The sequence below is a fragment of the Polynucleobacter sp. 80A-SIGWE genome (assembly GCF_018882295.1).
Classification (GTDB): Bacteria; Pseudomonadota; Gammaproteobacteria; order Burkholderiales; family Burkholderiaceae; genus Polynucleobacter.
Window position 1 is genome coordinate 119,688 of sequence record NZ_JACVOR010000001.1, and the last position, 19,771, is coordinate 139,458.

Annotated in this window: 16 protein-coding genes; 10 read left to right on the forward strand and 6 right to left on the reverse strand. The window is 46.9% G+C overall.

The features are described 5' to 3' along the window. Window positions 1–3: 3 nt before the first annotated feature. Entirely contained in the window at window positions 4–393 is a 390-nt protein-coding gene (locus ICN25_RS00595; protein WP_216178573.1) for a gamma-butyrobetaine hydroxylase-like domain-containing protein, read from the reverse strand. Then, window positions 393–4,232, reverse strand: coding sequence for an FAD/FMN-binding oxidoreductase (locus ICN25_RS00600; RefSeq protein ID WP_216178574.1), 3,840 nt, complete (start codon window positions 4,230–4,232; stop codon window positions 393–395). Before ICN25_RS00600 ends, ICN25_RS00595 begins: the two co-directional genes overlap by 1 nt. A 135-nt stretch (window positions 4,233–4,367) precedes the next feature. Here ICN25_RS00600 and ilvA point away from each other — a divergent pair, with 135 nt between their 5' ends. From ilvA to queF, 3 genes are read left to right on the forward strand one after another with little or no spacing between them, the layout of a single operon-like run. Beyond that, window positions 4,368–5,888 carry a threonine ammonia-lyase, biosynthetic gene (ilvA, locus tag ICN25_RS00605; protein WP_216178575.1) on the forward strand — a complete coding sequence of 507 codons (1,521 nt, stop codon included), beginning with the start codon at window positions 4,368–4,370 and terminating at the stop codon, window positions 5,886–5,888. Between the two features lie 13 nt (window positions 5,889–5,901). Beyond that, on the forward strand, window positions 5,902–6,810 hold the full coding sequence (locus ICN25_RS00610; protein WP_215333972.1) for a 5'-nucleotidase: 909 nt from the start codon (window positions 5,902–5,904) through the stop codon (window positions 6,808–6,810). Beyond that, a complete protein-coding gene (queF, locus tag ICN25_RS00615) occupies window positions 6,810–7,637 on the forward strand; it encodes an NADPH-dependent 7-cyano-7-deazaguanine reductase QueF (protein ID WP_216178576.1) in 828 nt (275 codons plus the stop codon). The genes ICN25_RS00610 and queF overlap by 1 nt, the downstream gene beginning before the upstream one ends. Here queF and ICN25_RS00620 read toward each other — a convergent pair whose 3' ends face one another. The 3 genes from ICN25_RS00620 to ICN25_RS00630 form a co-directional block, all read right to left on the reverse strand. Further along, entirely contained in the window at window positions 7,638–8,840 is a 1,203-nt protein-coding gene (locus ICN25_RS00620) for a hypothetical protein (protein WP_216178577.1), read from the reverse strand. It lies immediately after the preceding gene. A 160-nt stretch (window positions 8,841–9,000) separates the two neighbouring features. After that, window positions 9,001–9,456 carry a single-stranded DNA-binding protein gene (ssb, locus tag ICN25_RS00625; RefSeq protein ID WP_215333974.1) on the reverse strand — a complete coding sequence of 152 codons (456 nt, stop codon included), beginning with the start codon at window positions 9,454–9,456 and terminating at the stop codon, window positions 9,001–9,003. Window positions 9,457–9,536: 80 nt separating this feature from the next. Then, window positions 9,537–10,721: an MFS transporter gene (locus ICN25_RS00630; protein ID WP_216178578.1), complete on the reverse strand. Its 1,185-nt coding sequence runs from the start codon at window positions 10,719–10,721 to the stop codon at window positions 9,537–9,539. A 37-nt stretch (window positions 10,722–10,758) separates the two neighbouring features. Between ICN25_RS00630 and uvrA the strand changes: the two genes are divergently transcribed. Beyond that, complete coding sequence (gene uvrA / locus ICN25_RS00635) at window positions 10,759–13,647, forward strand: excinuclease ABC subunit UvrA (protein ID WP_216178579.1); 2,889 nt, start codon at window positions 10,759–10,761, stop codon at window positions 13,645–13,647. 25 nt (window positions 13,648–13,672) lie between these two features. On the opposite strand, the gene ICN25_RS00640 is transcribed toward uvrA, so the two are convergent. Further along, window positions 13,673–15,655 (reverse strand): monovalent cation:proton antiporter family protein, encoded by a 1,983-nt coding sequence (locus ICN25_RS00640; RefSeq protein ID WP_216178580.1) that lies wholly within the window; start codon window positions 15,653–15,655, stop codon window positions 13,673–13,675. Window positions 15,656–15,666: 11 nt separating this feature from the next. Here ICN25_RS00640 and ICN25_RS00645 point away from each other — a divergent pair, with 11 nt between their 5' ends. The 6 genes from ICN25_RS00645 to hpf all read left to right on the forward strand — a co-directional run bounded on the left by ICN25_RS00645 (window position 15,667) and on the right by hpf (window position 19,756). Further along, window positions 15,667–16,659 (forward strand): SIS domain-containing protein, encoded by a 993-nt coding sequence (locus ICN25_RS00645; RefSeq protein ID WP_216178581.1) that lies wholly within the window; start codon window positions 15,667–15,669, stop codon window positions 16,657–16,659. A gap of 35 nt (window positions 16,660–16,694) precedes the next feature. Then, complete coding sequence (locus ICN25_RS00650) at window positions 16,695–17,267, forward strand: HAD family hydrolase (RefSeq protein WP_216178582.1); 573 nt, start codon at window positions 16,695–16,697, stop codon at window positions 17,265–17,267. Window positions 17,268–17,278: 11 nt separating this feature from the next. Then, entirely contained in the window at window positions 17,279–17,923 is a 645-nt protein-coding gene (lptC, locus tag ICN25_RS00655; RefSeq protein ID WP_216178583.1) for an LPS export ABC transporter periplasmic protein LptC, read from the forward strand. Continuing rightward, window positions 17,920–18,477 carry a lipopolysaccharide transport periplasmic protein LptA gene (gene lptA / locus ICN25_RS00660; RefSeq protein ID WP_216178584.1) on the forward strand — a complete coding sequence of 186 codons (558 nt, stop codon included), beginning with the start codon at window positions 17,920–17,922 and terminating at the stop codon, window positions 18,475–18,477. Before lptC ends, lptA begins: the two co-directional genes overlap by 4 nt. Then, window positions 18,474–19,241: an LPS export ABC transporter ATP-binding protein gene (gene lptB / locus ICN25_RS00665; protein ID WP_216178585.1), complete on the forward strand. Its 768-nt coding sequence runs from the start codon at window positions 18,474–18,476 to the stop codon at window positions 19,239–19,241. Before lptA ends, lptB begins: the two co-directional genes overlap by 4 nt. Window positions 19,242–19,432: 191 nt before the next feature. Beyond that, the gene (hpf, locus tag ICN25_RS00670; RefSeq protein WP_216178586.1) at window positions 19,433–19,756 is read left to right on the forward strand and encodes a ribosome hibernation-promoting factor, HPF/YfiA family; all 324 of its coding nucleotides are present in this window, start codon (window positions 19,433–19,435) and stop codon (window positions 19,754–19,756) included. Window positions 19,757–19,771: the final 15 nt, after the last annotated feature.

The following is a 19,771-nucleotide window of genomic DNA, read 5'->3' on the forward strand; positions in this document are numbered from 1 at the left end:
TGCTCAATGACTACCGCAAGACTTGCCACCAGCAACACTCATCGGAGTGTCGCGGTCCAGACCGGCAGCAGCTAATTTATCCAAGTGCTCTTTCCAGAGAGCATCATGGTTCTCGCATAAAAATTGCAAGTAGTCCCAGGAGTACAAACCGGAATCATGCCCATCTGAAAATGAAGGCTTCAGCGCGTAATGGCCTACTGGCTCAATATTGGCGATGAGTACCTCACGCTTACCGGTTTGCAAAGTCTCCTGCCCAGGTCCATGTCCTTGCACCTCAGCTGAAGGAGACACTACCCTTAAGAACTCAAATGGAAGACGATACGTATTGCCATTCTCATAACTGAGCTCTAGTACTTTTGACTGCTGATGCACCACAACATTAGTTGGAATCATTAAACCAATACCCTCTCGATACCACCTTGATTTGCTTTGGAAACATAATCTTGCATCCAATCAGGGCCTAATAATTTTTGCGCCATTTCAACGACGATGTAGTCAGCTGTCGTATCACTATCTGCATCAAAACGAGTGAGGCCTTGCAGGCAAGATGGGCAACTGGTAAGTACTTTGACGTCACCAGTGAAATCATCTTTGCGCAATTCATTAGCGCCCTTCTCCATTTCAATCTGCTTACGGAAACGCACTTGAGTTGAGATATCAGGACGTGTCACCGCAAGAGTTCCGGACTCACCACAGCAACGATCATTCTTCTGAATCGCTTTACCGTCTTCTTGCTGAATCAACTCATTTACCGTCTTCAATGGATCTTGCAATTTCATTGGCGAGTGGCATGGATCGTGATACATATATTTCACACCAGTCACGTTCGAAAGTTTGACACCTTTTTCAAGCAAGTATTCATGGATATCAATAATGCGACAACCCGGGAAGATTTGTTCAAACTGATAGCCTGCCAACTGGTCATAACAAGTGCCACATGAAACTACGACGGTCTTGATATCCAAGTAATTTAAGGTATTGGCTACGCGATGGAAAAGAACACGATTGTCCGTAATCATCTTCTCTGCTTTATCAAAGTCGCCATTACCGCGCTGTGGGTAACCGCAACAGAGGTAACCCGGAGGCAATACAGTCTGCACGCCGACATTCCACAACATTGCCTGTGTAGCTAAACCCACTTGTGAGAACAAGCGCTCAGAACCGCAACCCGGGAAATAAAACACGGCCTCTGTATCTGCAGAAGTAGTTTTTGGATCACGAATAATAGGAACGTAGTTTGCATCCTCAATATCCAAGAGTGCGCGAGCCGTTTTCTTAGGCAAGTTTCCAGGCATCTTCTTATTCACAAAGAAAATAACCTGCTCTTTTATATTAGGCTTTGTGACCGTTGCAGGAGGATGTGCAGTTTGCTTGCGTGCCAATTTACGGAAAACATCGTTACCCAAACGTTGGAGCTTATAACCCCAACCAATCATGGTCTTACGAGCTAACTTGATTGTGTCTGGATCGGTAGCATTCAGGAAGAGCATAGATGCTGCTGTTCCAGGATTAAAACGCTGCTGACCCATCTTGCGTAACAAGTTACGCATATTCATAGTCACATCGCCAAAGTCTATTTTGACTGGGCATGGCGTTAAACACTTATGGCAAACGGTGCAATGCGCAGCAACGTCGTCAAACATTTCCCAATGACGAATCGATACGCCACGACGCGTTTGCTCTTCATATAAGAAAGCTTCGATCAATAAAGAAGTTGCCAAAATTTTGTCACGTGGGCTGTAAAGCAAATTAGCACGTGGTACATGTGTAGAGCAGACTGGTTTGCACTTACCGCAACGTAAACAATCTTTCACGCTATCAGCAATAGCACCGATATCACTTTGCTGCATGATGATGGACTCATGACCCATCAAACCAAAACTTGGGGTGTAGGCAATACTGAGATCAGCATGTGGCATTAACTTGCCTTTGTTGAAGCGACCTTCAGGGTCTACACGCTTCTTGTAAGCGCGGAAATCCTTAAGCTCTTCCTCAGTCAAGTACTCTAGCTTCGTAATACCAATGCCATGCTCACCAGAAATCACACCATCTAATGAGCGGGCTAATTTCATAATTCGATCGACAGCCCGATGTGCATCTTGCAACATCTCGTAGTCATCTGAATTGACTGGAATATTGGTATGTACATTACCGTCACCAGCATGCATATGCAGCGCTACGAACACCCGCTTACGCAAAATATTTTTATGAATAGCTTCTAGCTCATTGAGGATAGGCTCAAATGCTAAGCCGCCAAAAATGATTCGGAGCTCAGCACGAACTTCTGTCTTCCAGGAAGCGCGGAGGCTGTAATTCTGCAAGCCTGGGAAATAGGTATCCATCTCCTTGAGCCACACAGACCAATTTGCTCGTACCTTAGCAATCAGTTCAAGTGCTTGCTGTACACGATCACCCAAGATTTCAGCGCTAGGGATTTCATAGTCTTCATCATTCTTGCCAAGCGGCAAGGCGCTCTTTTTCAAGAAAGCCTCAAGTGCATCTAAAACTTGTAATTTATTTTTGAGGGATAGCTCGATGTTGATACGCTCAATACCATTTGTGTACTCACCCATGCGCGGCAATGGAATGACCACATCTTCATTGATCTTAAAAGCATTGGTATGACGAGCAATCGCAGCAGTACGTGCACGATCCAACCAAAATTTCTTGCGCGCTTCAGCACTCACCGCCACAAAGCCCTCGCCCACTCGGTTATTAGCCATGCGAACGACTTCACTAGTTGCTGCCGCAACAGCCTCTTCATCATCACCAGCGATATCACCAATCAATACCATCTTAGGTAAAGAATTGCGCTTGGATTTAGTCGAGTAACCCACCGCTCTCAAGTAGCGATCATCCAAATGTTCTAGGCCAGCAAGGATTGGTCCACCATCCTTGCTCAAGCCATCGAGATAAGCTTTGATTTCTACAATGCTTGGAATTGCTTCTTGCGCTTGACCAAAAAACTCCAAGCAAACAGTACGCATGAATTTAGGCATGCGATGCAAAATCCAAGTGGCGCTCGTAATTAATCCGTCGCAACCTTCTTTTTGAACGCCAGGTAAGCCTGATAAAAACTTATCAGTCACATCCTTACCCAAACCTTCCTTACGGAAGCGCTTTCCTTCTACCTCTAAAATTTCTGTTTTGAGAATACGTTCGCCTGGCTCACTTGAACCATCAGACCAAGTCAGTTGAAAGCGTACTTTTTCTGCAACGTGAATTTTTCCCAGATTGTGTTCAAGGCGTTCAACATCAAGCCAATTACCCTCGGGATCCACCATGCGCCAGCTGGCTAAGTTATCAAGTGCAGTGCCCCATAAGACCGCCTTTTTACCGCCAGCGTTCATAGCAATATTGCCACCAATACAGCTCGCATCCGCTGAAGTCGGATCAACCGCGAACACAAGCCCAGCGCGCTCTGCAGCGTCTGAAACTCTGCGAGTTACTACGCCAGCACCAGTAAAGATCGTAGACACTTCATGATCTACACCTGGTAAATGTTTGCGTTTCACCGCATCGATTTGCTCAAGCTTCTCGGTGTTAATTACTGCCGACATAGCGTAGAGAGGAATAGCGCCACCGGTGTAACCAGTACCACCTCCACGCGGAATGATGGTTAAACCTAATTCGACACAAGCTTTAACTAGGCCGGGAATTTCAGATTCGTAATCCGGCTTGAGAACCACCAGCGGAAACTCAACACGCCAGTCCGTTGCATCAGTCACATGCGCTGCACGTGAGACGCCATCAAAACAAATATTGTCAGAAGCGGTAATGCGACCAAGCTCTTTGCGAGCGCGCTTACGAATTTCTGTAACTTCCTTAAAGCCCTGCTCAAAATTTTCAACCGCGCGATGTGCAGCCTTCAACAAAACCTGAACTTGCTCCACGGATTCGCCGCTGGATCTTTTCTTTACTTCACCAAGGCGATGCCATAGAGCGTCAATCAATAATTGACGGCGATTGGCGTTATCTAATAGGTCATCTTGCAAGAAAGGGTTGCGTTGTACCACCCAGATATCACCCAAGACTTCGAACAACATACGAGCTGAGCGACCAGTGCGGCGAACCCCACGCAAATCATTCAGAACACGCCATGACTCCTCACCCAATAAGCGAATAACGATTTCACGATCGGAAAAGGAGGTGTAGTTGTAGGGGATTTCGCGAAGGCGGGGTGAACCCGCTTCGGCATCCAGCAACTGATTCAAAGCTAATGGAGCGTTCATAGCGTCATATTTGATAAATATGCATTTTAATTGAGGGATCCTGATATTGGCAGGAAACCAATAAAGATGTTGGCCTAAGGTGATAAACCCTTGCAAATCTAAGGGCTTAGAGCCCATTCATGGTACGCTCATCGCATGGCAACGAACTATTTAAAGAAAATTTTATCGGCCCGAGTCTACGATGTGGCCAGGGAAACAGAGCTCCAAGTAGCCCCCGAACTCACAAAGCGCTTAGGTAACCAAGTTTTGCTTAAAAGAGAGGATAACCAGCCGGTTTTCTCCTTTAAATTGCGTGGCGCCTACAACAAAATGGCTCATTTACCCCCGGAAGCCCTAAAACGGGGGGTTATTGCAGCCTCGGCAGGCAATCATGCCCAAGGTGTAGCCCTAGCAGCAGCCAAAATGAAGTGCAAAGCGGTCATCGTGATGCCCCTCACCACTCCCAGCGTCAAAATTGACGCAGTCAAGGCCCGCGGCGGGTCTTGGGTTGAGGTAATTCTGCATGGCGAATCCTATAGCGATGCCTTCAAATACTCTGAACTGCTAGAGAAAAAACGGGGTTTGACCTTTGTTCACCCTTTTGATGACCCCGATGTCATCGCCGGACAAGGAACAATCGCCCAAGAAATATTTCAGCAATACCAAGAACCGATTGATGCCATTTTTGTTGCCATCGGTGGTGGTGGCCTCATTGCTGGCATTGGCGAATACGTCAAAGCTGTCAGCCCAAAAACCAAGGTGATTGGCGTTCAGTCAGTAGACTCAGATGCCATGCGGCGATCACTCGAAGCCAACAAGCGCATTGAGATGAAAGACGTGGGCCTGTTCTCAGACGGCACGGCTGTCAAGCTGGTTGGCAAAGAAACTTTCCGCATCTGTAAACGCGTGGTCGATGACATCATCACTGTCGACACTGATGAGATCTGCGCCGCCATCAACGATGTCTTCACAGATACCCGCAGTATTCTGGAGCCTGCTGGCGCCCTAGCCATTGCAGGCATGAAGAAGTACGTCGAGAAGCACCGCCTAAAAAAGAAAACATTGGTAGCGATCGCTTGTGGCGCGAATATGAATTTCAGTCGCTTACGCTTTGTCGCTGAGCGTGCCGATGTCGGAGAATTCCGTGAAGCTGTTTTTGCCGTCACCATTCCTGAAGAACGTGGATCCTTTAGACGCTTCTGTGAATTGCTCGGTAATCGTAATGTCACTGAATTTAATTACCGCATCGCCGATCAAAGTGAAGCTCATATCTTTGTGGGTATCGGCACACAAAAGGCGGCCGACAGCACCGCCATTGCAAAGCATTTTCGTAAAGCAAAATTTGCGACGATTGATCTAACGCATGATGAGCTAGCGAAGTCACACCTACGTCATATGGTGGGTGGCCGCTCTACTCTTGCAAAAGATGAACTCCTATACCGCTTTGAATTTCCAGAGCGCCCAGGCGCGCTGATGAAGTTCCTCACCAGCATGGCACCCAATTGGAATATCAGTCTTTTCCATTACCGTAATCACGGTGCGGACTACGGTCGTATCTTAGTAGGTCTTCAGGTTCCTAAAAATGAACAGAAGAAATTCCAAACTTTCTTGGCCTCACTTGGATATCCACACTGGAATGAAACTGATAACCCAGCTTATCGTCTATTCCTTAAATGAGATGTAACTCGTAATGTCATACACACTTACCGGGAAACTCGTCGTTGCGATTTCATCGCGCGCATTGTTTGATTTCGAAGAAGAGAATCGTATCTTTGAATCCACTGATGACAGCGCTTACATGAAACTGCAATTAGAGCGTTTATCTAAAGCAGCTCAAACCGGCGTTGCATTTCCATTGGTAAAGAAGTTGCTCGCTTTTAATGAAGAAGGTGAACAACGCGTTGAAGTGGTCATTCTCTCTCGCAATGACCCAGTTAGTGGCTTACGTGTATTCCGCTCAGCCGAGCACCATGGCCTGCATTTAGAGCGTGGCGTATTTACTAGAGGGCGTCCACCCTATCACTACCTACGCTCGCTACATGCCAACTTATTCCTCTCGGCCAATGAAGATGATGTGCGCGCCACGATTGATGCTGGTTTTCCTGCGGCGCGCGTTTATCCAGAATCTAGCAAAACTGCAGAGTCTCACCCGAATGAAATCCGCATCGCATTTGACGGAGATGCTGTTCTTTTCTCCGATGAAGCGGAGCAAGTATTTCAGAGCGAAGGTTTAGTAGCCTTTGTGGATCATGAAAGCAAAAAAGCTGCGATCCCTTTACCGCCAGGTCCATTCAAGCCTTTACTAGAAGCGCTGCATCGCTTGCAACGTAGCACGAGCGAAAAAGGTATGCGTATTCGTACCGCCTTAGTTACCGCTCGCTCTGCACCTGCACATGAGCGCGCCATTCGCACCTTGATGGCTTGGGGTATCGATGTAGATGAAGCTATGTTCCTGGGCGGACTTTCCAAGAGTGAATTTCTGCGCGAGTTTGAACCAGACTTTTTCTTTGATGACCAAACGGGTCATTGCCAATCAGCTGCATCAGTAGCGCCTACTGGTCATGTTGTATCTGGCGTCTCTAATAAACCTAAAAGCTAATGTCCACTATTCCACTTGGCCAGGCAACGCAATATCCTGATCAATATGATCCGAGCCTGCTCTTTCCAATTCCGCGTTCTGAGAATCGCCTCAAGCTAGACATCAAACCCAATCAAGCATTACCTTTTGTAGGTGTTGATATTTGGAATGCCTTTGAGCTTGGCTGGCTCAACAAAAAAGGGAAACCCCAGATTGCTTTGGCAGAGTTTCAGATTCCAGCAGACTCACCCAACATGATTGAATCTAAGTCATTCAAGCTCTACCTGAATAGCCTGAATAGCGCCCGCTTTGAAGATGAGGCAGAAGTGCGCGAAAGATTGATTACGGATTTATCTGCAGTAGCTGGAAGCAAGATTGCCACCCGCATCAATCCAACTGAACTGATTGCCAAAAAAGGTATGCAGGAAATGAGTGGCGTTCTTATGGATCGCCTAGATATTGAGATCGATCCGAGTCTATCTGCTGATCCTAGCTTGCTAGAGGTAAATGAATCTTTTGGACCGATCGAGCAATGTTTGGTCTCCCACCTACTCAAATCGAATTGTCCGGTGACTGGTCAACCAGATTGGGCAAGCGTGCAGATTCGCTATCAAGGTCGTCCAATTTTAGAAGAAGGCCTACTCCGCTACTTGATCGGATTCAGGCAAAAAGGTGAGTTTCATGAGCACTGTGTCGAAACCATCTTCTGCGACATCAAGCGCCAGTGCAAGCCGGAGAAACTTTCTGTCTATGCGCGTTACACACGGCGTGGTGGGTTAGATATCAACCCTTTCCGCACCGATCACAATGCGCCTTGGCCAGACAATACCCGCCACGCTAGGCAATAACTAAGGCTCGAGCACCTGTTTTGATGGTGCTACGCTGGGACCATAAATCAGTTCAAGATTTTTTTGAATACTCGGCACTTGTGAGAAACAGTTTTTAACTAATGCTGGGTTTGTATACCAAGCATCGCTACCCTTAGCCTCATCAACAAATGACTTCATGACGATAGCGCTATCGACATCATCAAGCCCAGCAGCCTTCAGTTTTATAAATCCCGAAGAACAAGCTTTTGCTAAATCAGAGCCTTCTGCCTTGGAAATTCGTTGTAGCAGACTAGGGGCTGAACTATTTAAGATCTGCATAAAATTTTGGCCTGAGCCAGGCATCTGAAAATTCAAAATAGACTCAGATGAAAGATTTTCTCGACTTGCCAATCCTTCAATATTGGACACCGTTGGATAAAACACGCTACGGAAAAATTGAAACTCCAACTTCACAGTAAACAGCAATTGCTTTTCTGATTTAGGATCTTTTTGTAATTGCAGAATTTGCTTATCAGTGAGGCTGCCAACACTTTGATCGGCTTTGTAAACTTGGATTTCAACTGCTCGAATCCCTTTGCGTAATTCTGACCAGCTAAAAGTAACGGGGACCTTAGCATCAACCATTCCCTGCAAAAGACTATTGGCTTTCTTTTGCGTCTCCCCCACTACCGAATTTCCAACTGTTGCCGAAATCCCGCCAATCGCAGCCGCCGAACCACCAGTTGCCACAATTGCAGCGGCCCCCAATAGCAATTTGGCAGACCCAATGAAATCCTGATTTGAGTCGCTCGAACTTCTGACATTCAATACCAAGGAGAGCGCTCCTGGGTTAAATATGGAATAAGTTCCAAGCACCGACATGGGAACGATGGATAAAGGAGTGGTACTCAGTGAGGCGCACTCAGAACCACCCTCCCTGCCATCAAAGGTGGCAATCGGAATTTCTAACTTATCAAGCTTCCCCTTGAAGCCCTGAGTCACAACTGACAACACGAGTTGGGTTTTATCGGATCCCCAAAAACTACGGCTAGCCATTTGGGTGCAACTACTCACAGGAATCACTTCAGAGCTAATCGTGAGGTACCCATCATTACCCCGCCCATCATGTAACCAATCAGGAGGATCCCCTTTAACAAAAGAGGGGTTCATATCTGGAAAGAAAAACGAGGCTGCCAAGGTTGACTGAGGTAAAGCAGCAACGCAAATGGCTATACATGCCAAAAGTGGAGATTTGATTATCCCTGGGAGATTCATGGATTCATTTTAAGGTGAATACGACAAATCAAGCATTTGCATGCGCCTGTATGAAAAAGAAAACCCCAGGAAGCCTGCGCTTTCTGGGGTTGATCGCTACGCAGTCAAATGACTGCTTACGCACCAATTAAAACGGAATATCGTCATCCATTGCGCCAAGGGATGCAGCATTTGAAGAAGCTGGAGCTGACTGCTCAGCCGGCTTTGAGCGGCTATAGCTTTCACCACCATCACCACTGCCACCTACTGGCTTACCACCAAGCATTTGCATTGTTTCTGCAACGATCTCAGTAGAATATTTTTCCTGACCACTAGCATCAGTCCATTTACGCGTACGCAAACGACCTTCTACATAAACCTGTGAACCTTTTTTAAGATATTGACCAGCGATCTCTGCAAGCTTTCCAAAGAATGCAACGCGGTGCCATTCTGTGGTTTCTTTCATTTCGCCAGACTGCTTATCTTTATAACGATCTGATGTCGCTACTGAAATGTTTGTTACTGCGTCGCCGCTTGGCATGTAACGTGTTTCTGGGTCACGCCCTACGTTACCTACGATGATGACCTTATTTACCGAAGCCATGTTGTCTCCCGAAGAAAAATACTGCTGTTATTACTACTAAAAATAAACTACTCGCTTAAATTAAACCAATGAAGCTACGGTTATGTGCTTGCCGCTACATCCTTTGATTCTGAAGCCCTTGTTGGCATAGAACCCATCGACCAAGCAATTATAAGCCAGCATAAAAGTAGTGCCGCGCCCATCACAAAGACCGATAAATCACCATGGCTATCCATCAAGTAACCCCCAATTACAGCGCCTGTAAAGAGGCCAATCGATTGAGTGGTGTTGTAAACACCCAATGCAGTGCCTTTGGATTCTTTAGCAAAGCGGGATACCAATGAGGGTTGCAGAGCTTCAAGTAAGTTAAAGCCCACAAAGTAAACCAATAAAGCAAATGCAATAGATGTAATCGAAGCGGTATTTGTAAACAACACTTCAGCAATCAAAAGCAAAACAATTGCTACTAATAGGATGGTTCTTAGCTGCTGCTTCTTTTCACCAAAAATTAAAATTGGCGCCATCATGAAAAAAGATAGCAAAACAACTGGAAGATAAACCTGCCAATGGGATGCTAATGGCAGGCCCGCTTGTACCAATAAACGCGGCACCACCAAAAACATCGCAACTTGAGTGGCATGCAATACAAACACGCCTGCATTCAGACGCATCAACTCGGGACGCAAAAATACTTCTTTCAAACTCGCTTGCTGCAGCTTGGCCTCAGGCTTAGTGCTGGGTAGAACATAGTAAGTAACAAACATCGCCCCAATACCCAATACTGCCAGTACTACAAAAATTCCACTCAAACTAATTAGCCGATAGATTGGCGCAGCAATCACAAGCGACAGTGCAAATGAAAGTGCAATGCTGCCACCCACTAGGGCCATGGCACGAGTGCGAACTTGCTCACGCGTTAAATCAGCAACCCAGGCAGAGATGGCAGCTGAAACCGCGCCGGCGCCCATTACTCCGCGACCGATAGCAATCCAGAGAAGATCGTCTTGAGCGGCACAAATTAAGGCGCCAGCTACAAATAAAGAAAGTCCCCATAAAACGACTGGTTTTCGACCGATGCGGTCAGAAAGGCGGCCTAAGGGGATGTAGAAGCAGGCCTGAACAATATTGAAGATTCCAAGGGTTAATCCAACCCAAAGGGCATGCTCGCCACCAGGCAAGCCCCGCGCATGAATACTGAAAACCGGCAAAAGCAGGAATAGGCCCAGCATACGGAGGCCAAAAATGCCTGCTAAGGCCAGAGTGGAGCGAAGTTCAGAAGGATTCATGGGAAAGGGCTATATTAACAAGTTACGCTAAAAAATCATGAATAACGAAATTAAGATCCGCGGTGCGCGCACGCACAACCTCAAAAACATCAATCTAGATATCCCTAGAGAGAAATTGGTCGTTTTGACAGGCCTGTCTGGCTCTGGCAAAAGCTCATTGGCTTTTGACACCCTGTATGCCGAAGGCCAACGTCGCTACGTTGAGTCACTATCCGCCTACGCACGTCAGTTTTTGCAATTAATGGAAAAGCCAGACGTCGATACGATTGAAGGCCTCTCCCCTGCAATCTCGATTGAGCAAAAAGCGACTAGCCACAATCCTCGCTCGACTGTAGGTACTGTTACAGAAATTCATGATTACCTGCGTTTATTGTTTGCGCGTGCAGGAACACCGCATTGTCCAGAACATGATCTGCCACTAGAAGCGCAAAGCGTTTCTCAAATGGTAGATACCGTTTTGGCCATGCCTGAAGATACGAAGCTCATGATCTTGGCTCCAGTAGTCAGCGAGCGTAAAGGTGAGTTCGTCGACTTATTCCAAGATTTGCAAGCGCAAGGCTTTGTACGCTTCCGTGTGCGCTCTGGTGGCGGCACAACCAATACTGCTAAAGCAGAGATCTTTGAAGTGGATCAACTGCCAGCTCTGAAGAAGAACGATAAACACTCGATTGAAGTCGTTGTTGATCGCATTAAAGTACGTCCGGATATTCAGCAACGTTTGGCAGAGTCGTTTGAGACTGCATTGCGCCTTGCTGACGGCAAAGCCATGATCGTCAATATGGACACTGGCAAAGAGATGATTTTCTCTAGCAAATTTGCCTGCCCAATTTGTTCGTATTCCTTACAAGAACTTGAGCCACGCCTTTTCTCATTTAATAACCCGATGGGTGCATGCCCATCCTGTGATGGCTTAGGTCATCAATCTTTCTTCGATCCAAAACGGATTGTTGCGCACCCCGATTTATCGCTAGCATCTGGCGCTATTAAAGGCTGGGATCGTCGCAATCAGTTTTATTTCAAACTCTTGCAGACACTCGCTAAGCATGGTGGCTTTGATGTCGAGAAGCCTTTTGAGACTCTGAATAAGAAACAACAAGATCTCATTTTGTTGGGCTCAGGTGATGTCACTATTCCATTTGAGTACATCAACGAGCGTGGCAAAAACAGTATTCGTGAACATGCCTTTGAAGGTATTGTTGCCAACTTTGAGCGTCGCTATCGTGAGACTGATTCAGCAACAGTTCGTGAAGAATTGTCACGCTATCAAAATGTACAAACCTGTCCATCATGCAATGGCAGCCGTTTGCGCAAGGAGGCTCGCTTTGTCAAAGTAGGTGATGGCAAGCAATCACGTGCCATTTATGAAATCAGCGCCCTGCCTTTAAAAGAAGCTAAAGAATATTTTGAGTCACTAGAACTCAAAGGCGCCAAACGAGAAATCGCCGACAAGATTGTGAAAGAGATTGGTTCACGTCTACGCTTCCTCAATGATGTGGGATTGGACTACCTTTCACTTGAACGCAGTGCCGATACCCTCTCCGGTGGTGAAGCACAGCGCATTCGTCTGGCATCACAGATTGGCTCTGGCCTGACTGGTGTCATGTATGTATTGGATGAACCGTCAATTGGTTTGCATCAACGTGATAACGATAGGCTCATCGGCACCCTGAAGCATTTGCGTGACTTGGGCAACAGCGTACTAGTAGTTGAACATGATGAAGATATGATTCGCGCCTCGGACTATGTCATCGATATTGGTCCTGGCGCTGGCGTACATGGCGGTGAAGTCGTTGCTGAAGGTACTCCTGCTGAAGTAGAGGCTAATCCAAAGTCCTTAACTGGCGCCTACTTATCTGGTCGCGAGTGGATCGCTGTTCCGGAAAAACGTATACCGGTAAATGATAAATTTTTAGAAATCATCGGCGCACGTGGAAACAACTTGCAATCGGTTCACGCCAAGATTCCAGTCGGTCTTTTAACCTGCGTCACTGGCGTATCCGGTTCTGGCAAATCAACACTGATTAACGACACGCTGCACCATGCAGTTGCACAGCATATCTACGGCTCGAATGCAGAACCGGCAGCACATGACGCAATCAAAGGCTTAGAGAATTTTGACAAAGTCATCAGCGTTGACCAATCCCCTATTGGAAGAACACCCCGCTCTAACCCTGCTACTTACACCGGACTATTTACACCAATCAGGGAACTCTTTTGCGGCGTACCTGCTGCACGCGAGCGTGGCTATGAAGCTGGACGTTTTTCTTTCAACGTCAAAGGTGGCCGTTGTGATGCCTGTGAAGGTGATGGCGTCATCAAAGTCGAAATGCATTTCTTACCTGATGTCTATGTGCCTTGCGACGTCTGTCACGGCAAACGTTATAACCGTGAGACATTAGATATTCGCTATAAGGGCAAGAATATTCATGAAGTACTCTCGATGACTATCGAGCAAGCCCATGAATTCTTTGAAGCAGTTCCGATCGTCAAACGCAAACTCAAAACCTTGTTGGATGTGGGCTTGGGCTACGTCAAGCTAGGTCAAAGTGCAACGACCTTATCTGGCGGAGAAGCGCAGCGCGTCAAACTCTCGCTAGAACTTTCTAAACGCGATACCGGCAGAACGCTCTATATCTTGGACGAACCGACCACCGGTTTGCATTTCCATGACATTCAACTACTGCTGACCGTTCTTCAGACCCTCAAGAAACAAGGCAACACGATCGTCATCATTGAGCACAACTTAGATGTGATCAAAACTGCCGATTGGATTATTGACTTGGGTCCTAAAGGTGGCGCTGGCGGCGGGCAGATTATTGCTACTGGCACACCAGAAGAAGTTGCTAAGAACGAAGCGAGCTTTACCGGTCACTACTTAGCACCACTGCTGGTTCGCAAACCAGCTCCTGCCAAGAAGAAAAAGTAATTCAAAATAAATCCGTTGAATTACATCATCCGAGCAATTTAGATTCGGCTAAATCAGTCGCTTCTGAATTGCCTGAAAGTACAAGGATGTCGTTAGCTTGTAAACGCAAGTCTGGGGTGAGCTCTAATTTGACATAGTCAGCACCACCTACTTTTCGTCTGACTGCCTGTACGCTCACACCTTCATTTTCAAGATGCAACTCCTCAAGAGTCTGTCCAATACTGGCAGACTCAGGCAGCAAGGTTACAGAGTGCAAACGCCACGACTCCTTGGAGTCCACTTCATCAGCAACACCACGAAAATAGCCGCGCAGAAGGCTATAGCGCGCTTCACGTGCACTCGTAATGCGACGCACTACCTTACGCATAGGTACACCCATCATCAATAAGACGTGTGAGGCCATCATGAGACTACCTTCAATCAACTCAGGTACAACTTCAGTTGCGCCGGCAGCTTGTAGCTTTGCTAAATCCGCATCATCCTTTGTGCGCACTAATACCGTCATGCCAGGACGAAGGTGTTCGACTTGATGCAATACTTTTAATGTTGCTGGAGTATCCGCATAAGTAATCACCACTGCCTTTGCTCTCGATAAGCCGGCAGCCACTAAATAATTTTCTCGACTAGCATCGCCATAGACCACGTTGTCACCAGCAGCTGCGGCCTCTTTCACGCGATCTGGATCCATGTCTAAAGCAATGTAGGGAATCTTTTCTTGATCGAGCATGCGAGCCAAGCTTTGACCTGATCGCCCAAACCCACAAATGACGACATGGTTTTCTGTGCGGACACTTTTTGCGGCAACACGTGTCAGCGCCAGTGATTGCAATAACCACTCATTACTAGAGAAGCGCATCGCAATACGATCGCTATATTGAATCAAGAAAGGTGCGCCGAACATCGAGAGCAGCATTGCCGCCAATACCGCTTGACTCAAAGCGGGATCAATTAAATCCAAACCATCGATTTGGTTAAGGAGAACGAAACCGAATTCACCAGCCTGCGCCAAACACAAACCCGTCCGAATAGAGATGCCAGGACTTGAGCCAAACGCACGTGACAGCAAAGCAATCAAGCCAAACTTAAAGGCCAAAGGTCCAATCAGCAAGAGAAGGACTAGCATCCACTGCTGATAGATCACCTCGAAATCCAAGAGCATGCCAACGGTAATAAAGAAGAGGCCTAGGAGTACATCCCTAAATGGCTTGACGTCCTCCTCCACTTGATGGCGATAAGGCGTCTCTGCAATCAACATACCTGCCAAGAAAGCCCCGAGTGCTAGCGATAAGCCAAAGTGCTCGGTCAGACCTGCCATACCCAAAACAATGAGTAAGAGGTTCAACATGAAAAGTTCTTGGGAGCGCAACTTGGCGACCAAACTAAACCAACGACTCATCAAGGTTTGGCCAATTACAAAAATTAGAACTAAGGCCACCGTAATTTTGATAGAAGCTGCGGATAGCGCTAAAAATAGGTCTCCAGGATTCTTGCCCAGTGAGGGCAACAAAATCAACAGGAATACCACTGCCAAATCCTGGAATAACAAAATACCGATGATGTTGCGACCATGCTCAGTTTCGATTTCTGAGCGATCAGCGATGAGTTTCGTGACGATGGCAGTTGAAGACATCGCCAAAGCGCCTCCGAGGGCAATGGCAGCCTGCCAGGAGATAGGGTAAATCCAGTTCATCAGCAAGCTGGCGGGGACTGCCAGGAGCATAGTCAAAATAACCTGACTACCGCCCAAACCAAATACGATGGTTCGCATGGCCCGCAGCTTATGGAGATTAAATTCCAGGCCAATCGAGAACATCAAGAAAACCACGCCAAATTCAGCCAAATACTTCACTGTGGCCGAATCATTGGCCAAACCAAGGGCATGCGGCCCAATTAGGACGCCAATGGCTAGATAGCCCAAAATAGGGGGTAGCCCAAAATAGCGGAAAATAACTACCCCGGCCACTCCGGAGGCCAGCAAGATGAGAGTTAACTGAAGGACTGACGGCATATACTCACCCCATGATAGCTAAGACTCGTGACCGAACCCTAAAGCTTGCGCGCGACACCCTCACCATTGAGGCTGCTGCACTGCACACAATGCGTGATCGCCTTGAAGGCGCAAATGCAGATGCCCTCGTTTTGGCAGTGGATTTACTGCATTCCTGTAAAGGCCGCATCGTCGTTTCTGGAATTGGCAAATCAGGTCACATTGCCCGCAAAATTGCAGCTACCTTTGCCTCTACTGGCTCACCTGCTTTTTTTGTTCATCCAGCTGAAGCCAGTCATGGCGACCTTGGGATGGTGACCCGTGATGATGTTTTTGTTGCACTATCCAATTCTGGTGAGACCGATGAGTTACTTACTATCGTGCCGATCGTTAAGCGCACTGGCGCAAAACTGATTGCCCTCACCGGCGCGCCAAATTCTTCTTTAGCAAAGTTGGCAGATGCTCATTTAGATACCAGTGTTGAAAAAGAAGCTTGCCCACTTAACTTAGCCCCAACTACCAGCACGACTGCAGCACTAGCTATGGGCGATGCTCTAGCGGTTGCTCTTTTAGATGCTCGCGGTTTTCAGGCTGAAGATTTTCAACGTTCACACCCAGGCGGTCGCTTGGGTCGTAAACAGCTCATGCATGTCAGTGAAGTCATGCGTAGCTTTGATGAGGCCCCTAAGATTGCAATCTCAGCATCCTTGCAAGAAGCTTTGCTTGAGATGACTGCCAAGCGCATGGGTATGGTGGTTACTTTAGATAAGGCAAATAAAGTTGCCGGCATTTTTACTGATGGTGACTTACGTCGCTTATTAGAGAAGAGCACTAATTTAGATGGTCTCACTTTAGAAAAAGCAATTACCTCGGCACCGCGCACAATTCCTCCAGAGCTATTGGCAGAAGAGGCTATTGAGATGATGGAAAAACATCGCATCAACCATTTGGTGGTAACTGATACAAACGGCGCACTGCTTGGTGCATTGAATCTACATGATCTATTTGCCGCCAAAGTTATTTAAGCTGCTCACTAACCAATAATTCATTTACTCAACATATGCCTAGCGCCTTTAACGTTCACAACACCAACCCTCTGAGTCAATATCCACAGGCTTGGGAGCGTGCTGGCGCAGTCAAACTGCTTGTCCTGGATGTCGATGGCGTCTTGACGAATGGTCAAGTGTTTATTGGTGAAAACGGTAAAGAATCTCTGAAGGCTTTTGATATTCAAGATGGATTGGGAATCAAGCTCTTAGAAAAAATTGGTATTCCAACAGCCATCATCACTGGACGTAGCTCCAAAATGGTTTTGGCCCGCTGTGATGAGCTCGGCATTAAGCACGTGCACATGGGCGTTGATAATAAAGCTGCAGCACTAGAAAAGATTTTGCAATCACTTGGACTGAAGTCATCTGACTGCGCTGTGATGGGTGATGATTGGCCTGATTTTCAGATGATGAAGTCTGCAGGCCTAAAGATATGTCCCTCACAAGGGCATGATGCTGTAAAAGAAGTTGCTCACTTTGTCACGATGCGATCCGGCGGTAGTGGCGCGGTACGTGAAGTCTGTGATTTGATCCTGAAGGCACAAAACCGCTATGACGAATTACTCGCTCAGGCGCACGCTTAAGGTCTTTCGCAATGCAACTGAATGCCCAACAAATCAAACTGAGTATCTGGCGAGCTTTATTACGTCTTATGCCTTTGATCTTGATGGGCACACTAACCCTCGTCACATTTTGGCTTGTCAAGAAAAATACGCCAGCAGAAAAATCTGCCATCGAACGCGTTCGCTTACATGAGCCCGATTACATTATTAACAATGGTGCTTTATCTGCACTCAATGAATCTGGCAACACTAAATATCGAGTGCTAGGTAAAAAAGTGACTCACTATGATGATGATGCTTCAATCGATATTGAAACACCTCGGATACGCTTGTTCCCACCTGAAAAATCGCCCGTTACCGTTAAAGCAGATACAGGTCACTTGGATGGCGATCTAACAATTTTGGATCTTATTGATAACGCCGAAATTTTTCGCCCCCCTCAAGCAGCTACAGCAACTGAGCCGGCAAGACCTCGCATGCTTGCACGCTCCTCGTACTTCAAAGTACTGATCAATGACGACATTATTGAGACCGATAAACCCATTACGCTTGAGCAAGGCTTATCTGTTATTCGCTCAACTGATGGCGGCGTATTCAACAACATCGAACAAAGCATGGTTTTATCTGGGCAGGTAAGAGGCCGTATCGAACGCGTTCAACCCGGGGCCCAGCCATGATCTTTCTACGTAAACTCAGCCTATCTTTTGCACTATTAATAGCCTGCTTTATTACCGTTGCTCATGCCGAAAAAGCGGATCAAGACAAGCCGGTTATTTTGGAAGCTGAAAAAGTTTCCGTGAATGATGTGCAACAGGTTTACGAGCTTGATGGTCAAGTACTCTTAACCAAAGGTAGCATTTTGATTACCGGCGAGAAAGGTAATATCAAAGTTGATCCTGAGGGATATGAATACGTTGATGTTCAGGGCAATCCTGAATCCACTGCCAGCTTTAGACAAAGACGTGAAGGGCCTGCCAATGAGTTCATGCAGGGTCGCGGTCAAACAGTTACCTACAATGCAAAAACCGAACTCCTGACCCTGACTGGGGATGCCAGCTTAAAACGTCTTCACAATATGCAAATGCTGGATCAATTACGCGGCTGGAAAATTGACTATGACGATGTTCAGCAACGCTATAAAGTCTCGCCGCCCGCAAACGCCAAAGCTGAAGACCTCCCGCTGGCTAGAGCCATCCTTTCACCAAGAAGAAAAGCTACACTAGAGAAATGACCACGGAATCCAGCAACAATCAAAACTCTGCAACCTTAAGCGCGCAGCATCTTCAAAAGCGTTACGGATCTCGTACAGTGGTGCGCGACGTATCGATAGAAGTAAAGTGTGGCGAAGTGGTTGGACTCCTAGGCCCAAATGGCGCCGGTAAAACTACCTCGTTTTACATGATTGTTGGGCTTATTCCTCTAGATGGTGGCAGTATTGTTCTAGACGGCACTGACATCACCCATCTTCCGATTCATGAACGCGCCCGCATGGGCTTGTCCTATCTCCCGCAAGAGGCTTCCGTATTCCGAAAGCTCAATGTGGCTGAAAATATTCAGGCCGTATTAGAGCTCCAAGTACAAGGTGGTAAGCCGTTAAGCAAGGCAGAGATAGCGCATCGCTTAGATGAGCTCTTGGGCGAACTCCAAATCAGCCATCTTCGCGACAACCCTGCCCTCTCTCTGTCCGGTGGCGAACGTCGTCGTGTTGAGATTGCTAGAGCACTAGCCTCCCAACCTAAGTTCATTCTGCTGGATGAGCCCTTTGCCGGCGTTGATCCAATTGCAGTTGGGGAGATCCAGCGGATTGTGCGCTTCTTGAGAGACCGCCAGATTGGCGTCCTCATCACCGACCACAATGTTCGAGAAACATTAGGCATTTGTGACCACGCCTACATCATCAGCGAAGGTAGCGTGCTGGCATCTGGCAAGCCAGACCAAATCATTGAGAATGATGCCGTCAGAAGAGTTTACCTAGGCGAAAACTTCCGCATGTAAATTTTCAGAGTTTTTGAATATTTATTAAATAAAAATGATCTGCCCCCTTGGTTTTCAGCAAAATCGCTGATACGCTGGAGGCTCATGAAGTTCATTTCCGTATAAACAAGTACAACATTACAGGGGCATGCTGCGCACCCCGGGTAATTATTTGCGCATGCATTTTGTTTTGCTATGAATAGGAGCTGCTGATGAATCTGAAAATTAATAGCCGTCATGTTGAAGTTACTCCAGCTATGCGTTCCCACCTCGAAGCTGGGTTAGCCAAAATTCGCAAACACTTTGACCACGTCCTAGATGCTTCTGCATTTTTGATTGTTGATAACGCCAAAGAAAAAAATCTTCGTCAAGCAGCCGAGATCACTATTCACCTCAAAGGCAAGGAACTCTTTGCTGAAGCGCACAACGCTGACCTCTACCATGCTATGGATGCGGTGGTTGATAAACTTGAGCGTCAAGTAGTCAAGCACAAAGAAAAAATCCAAGATCATCACCACGAAAAGCATTTTGAGTGATGCTTGGCGTCAGGA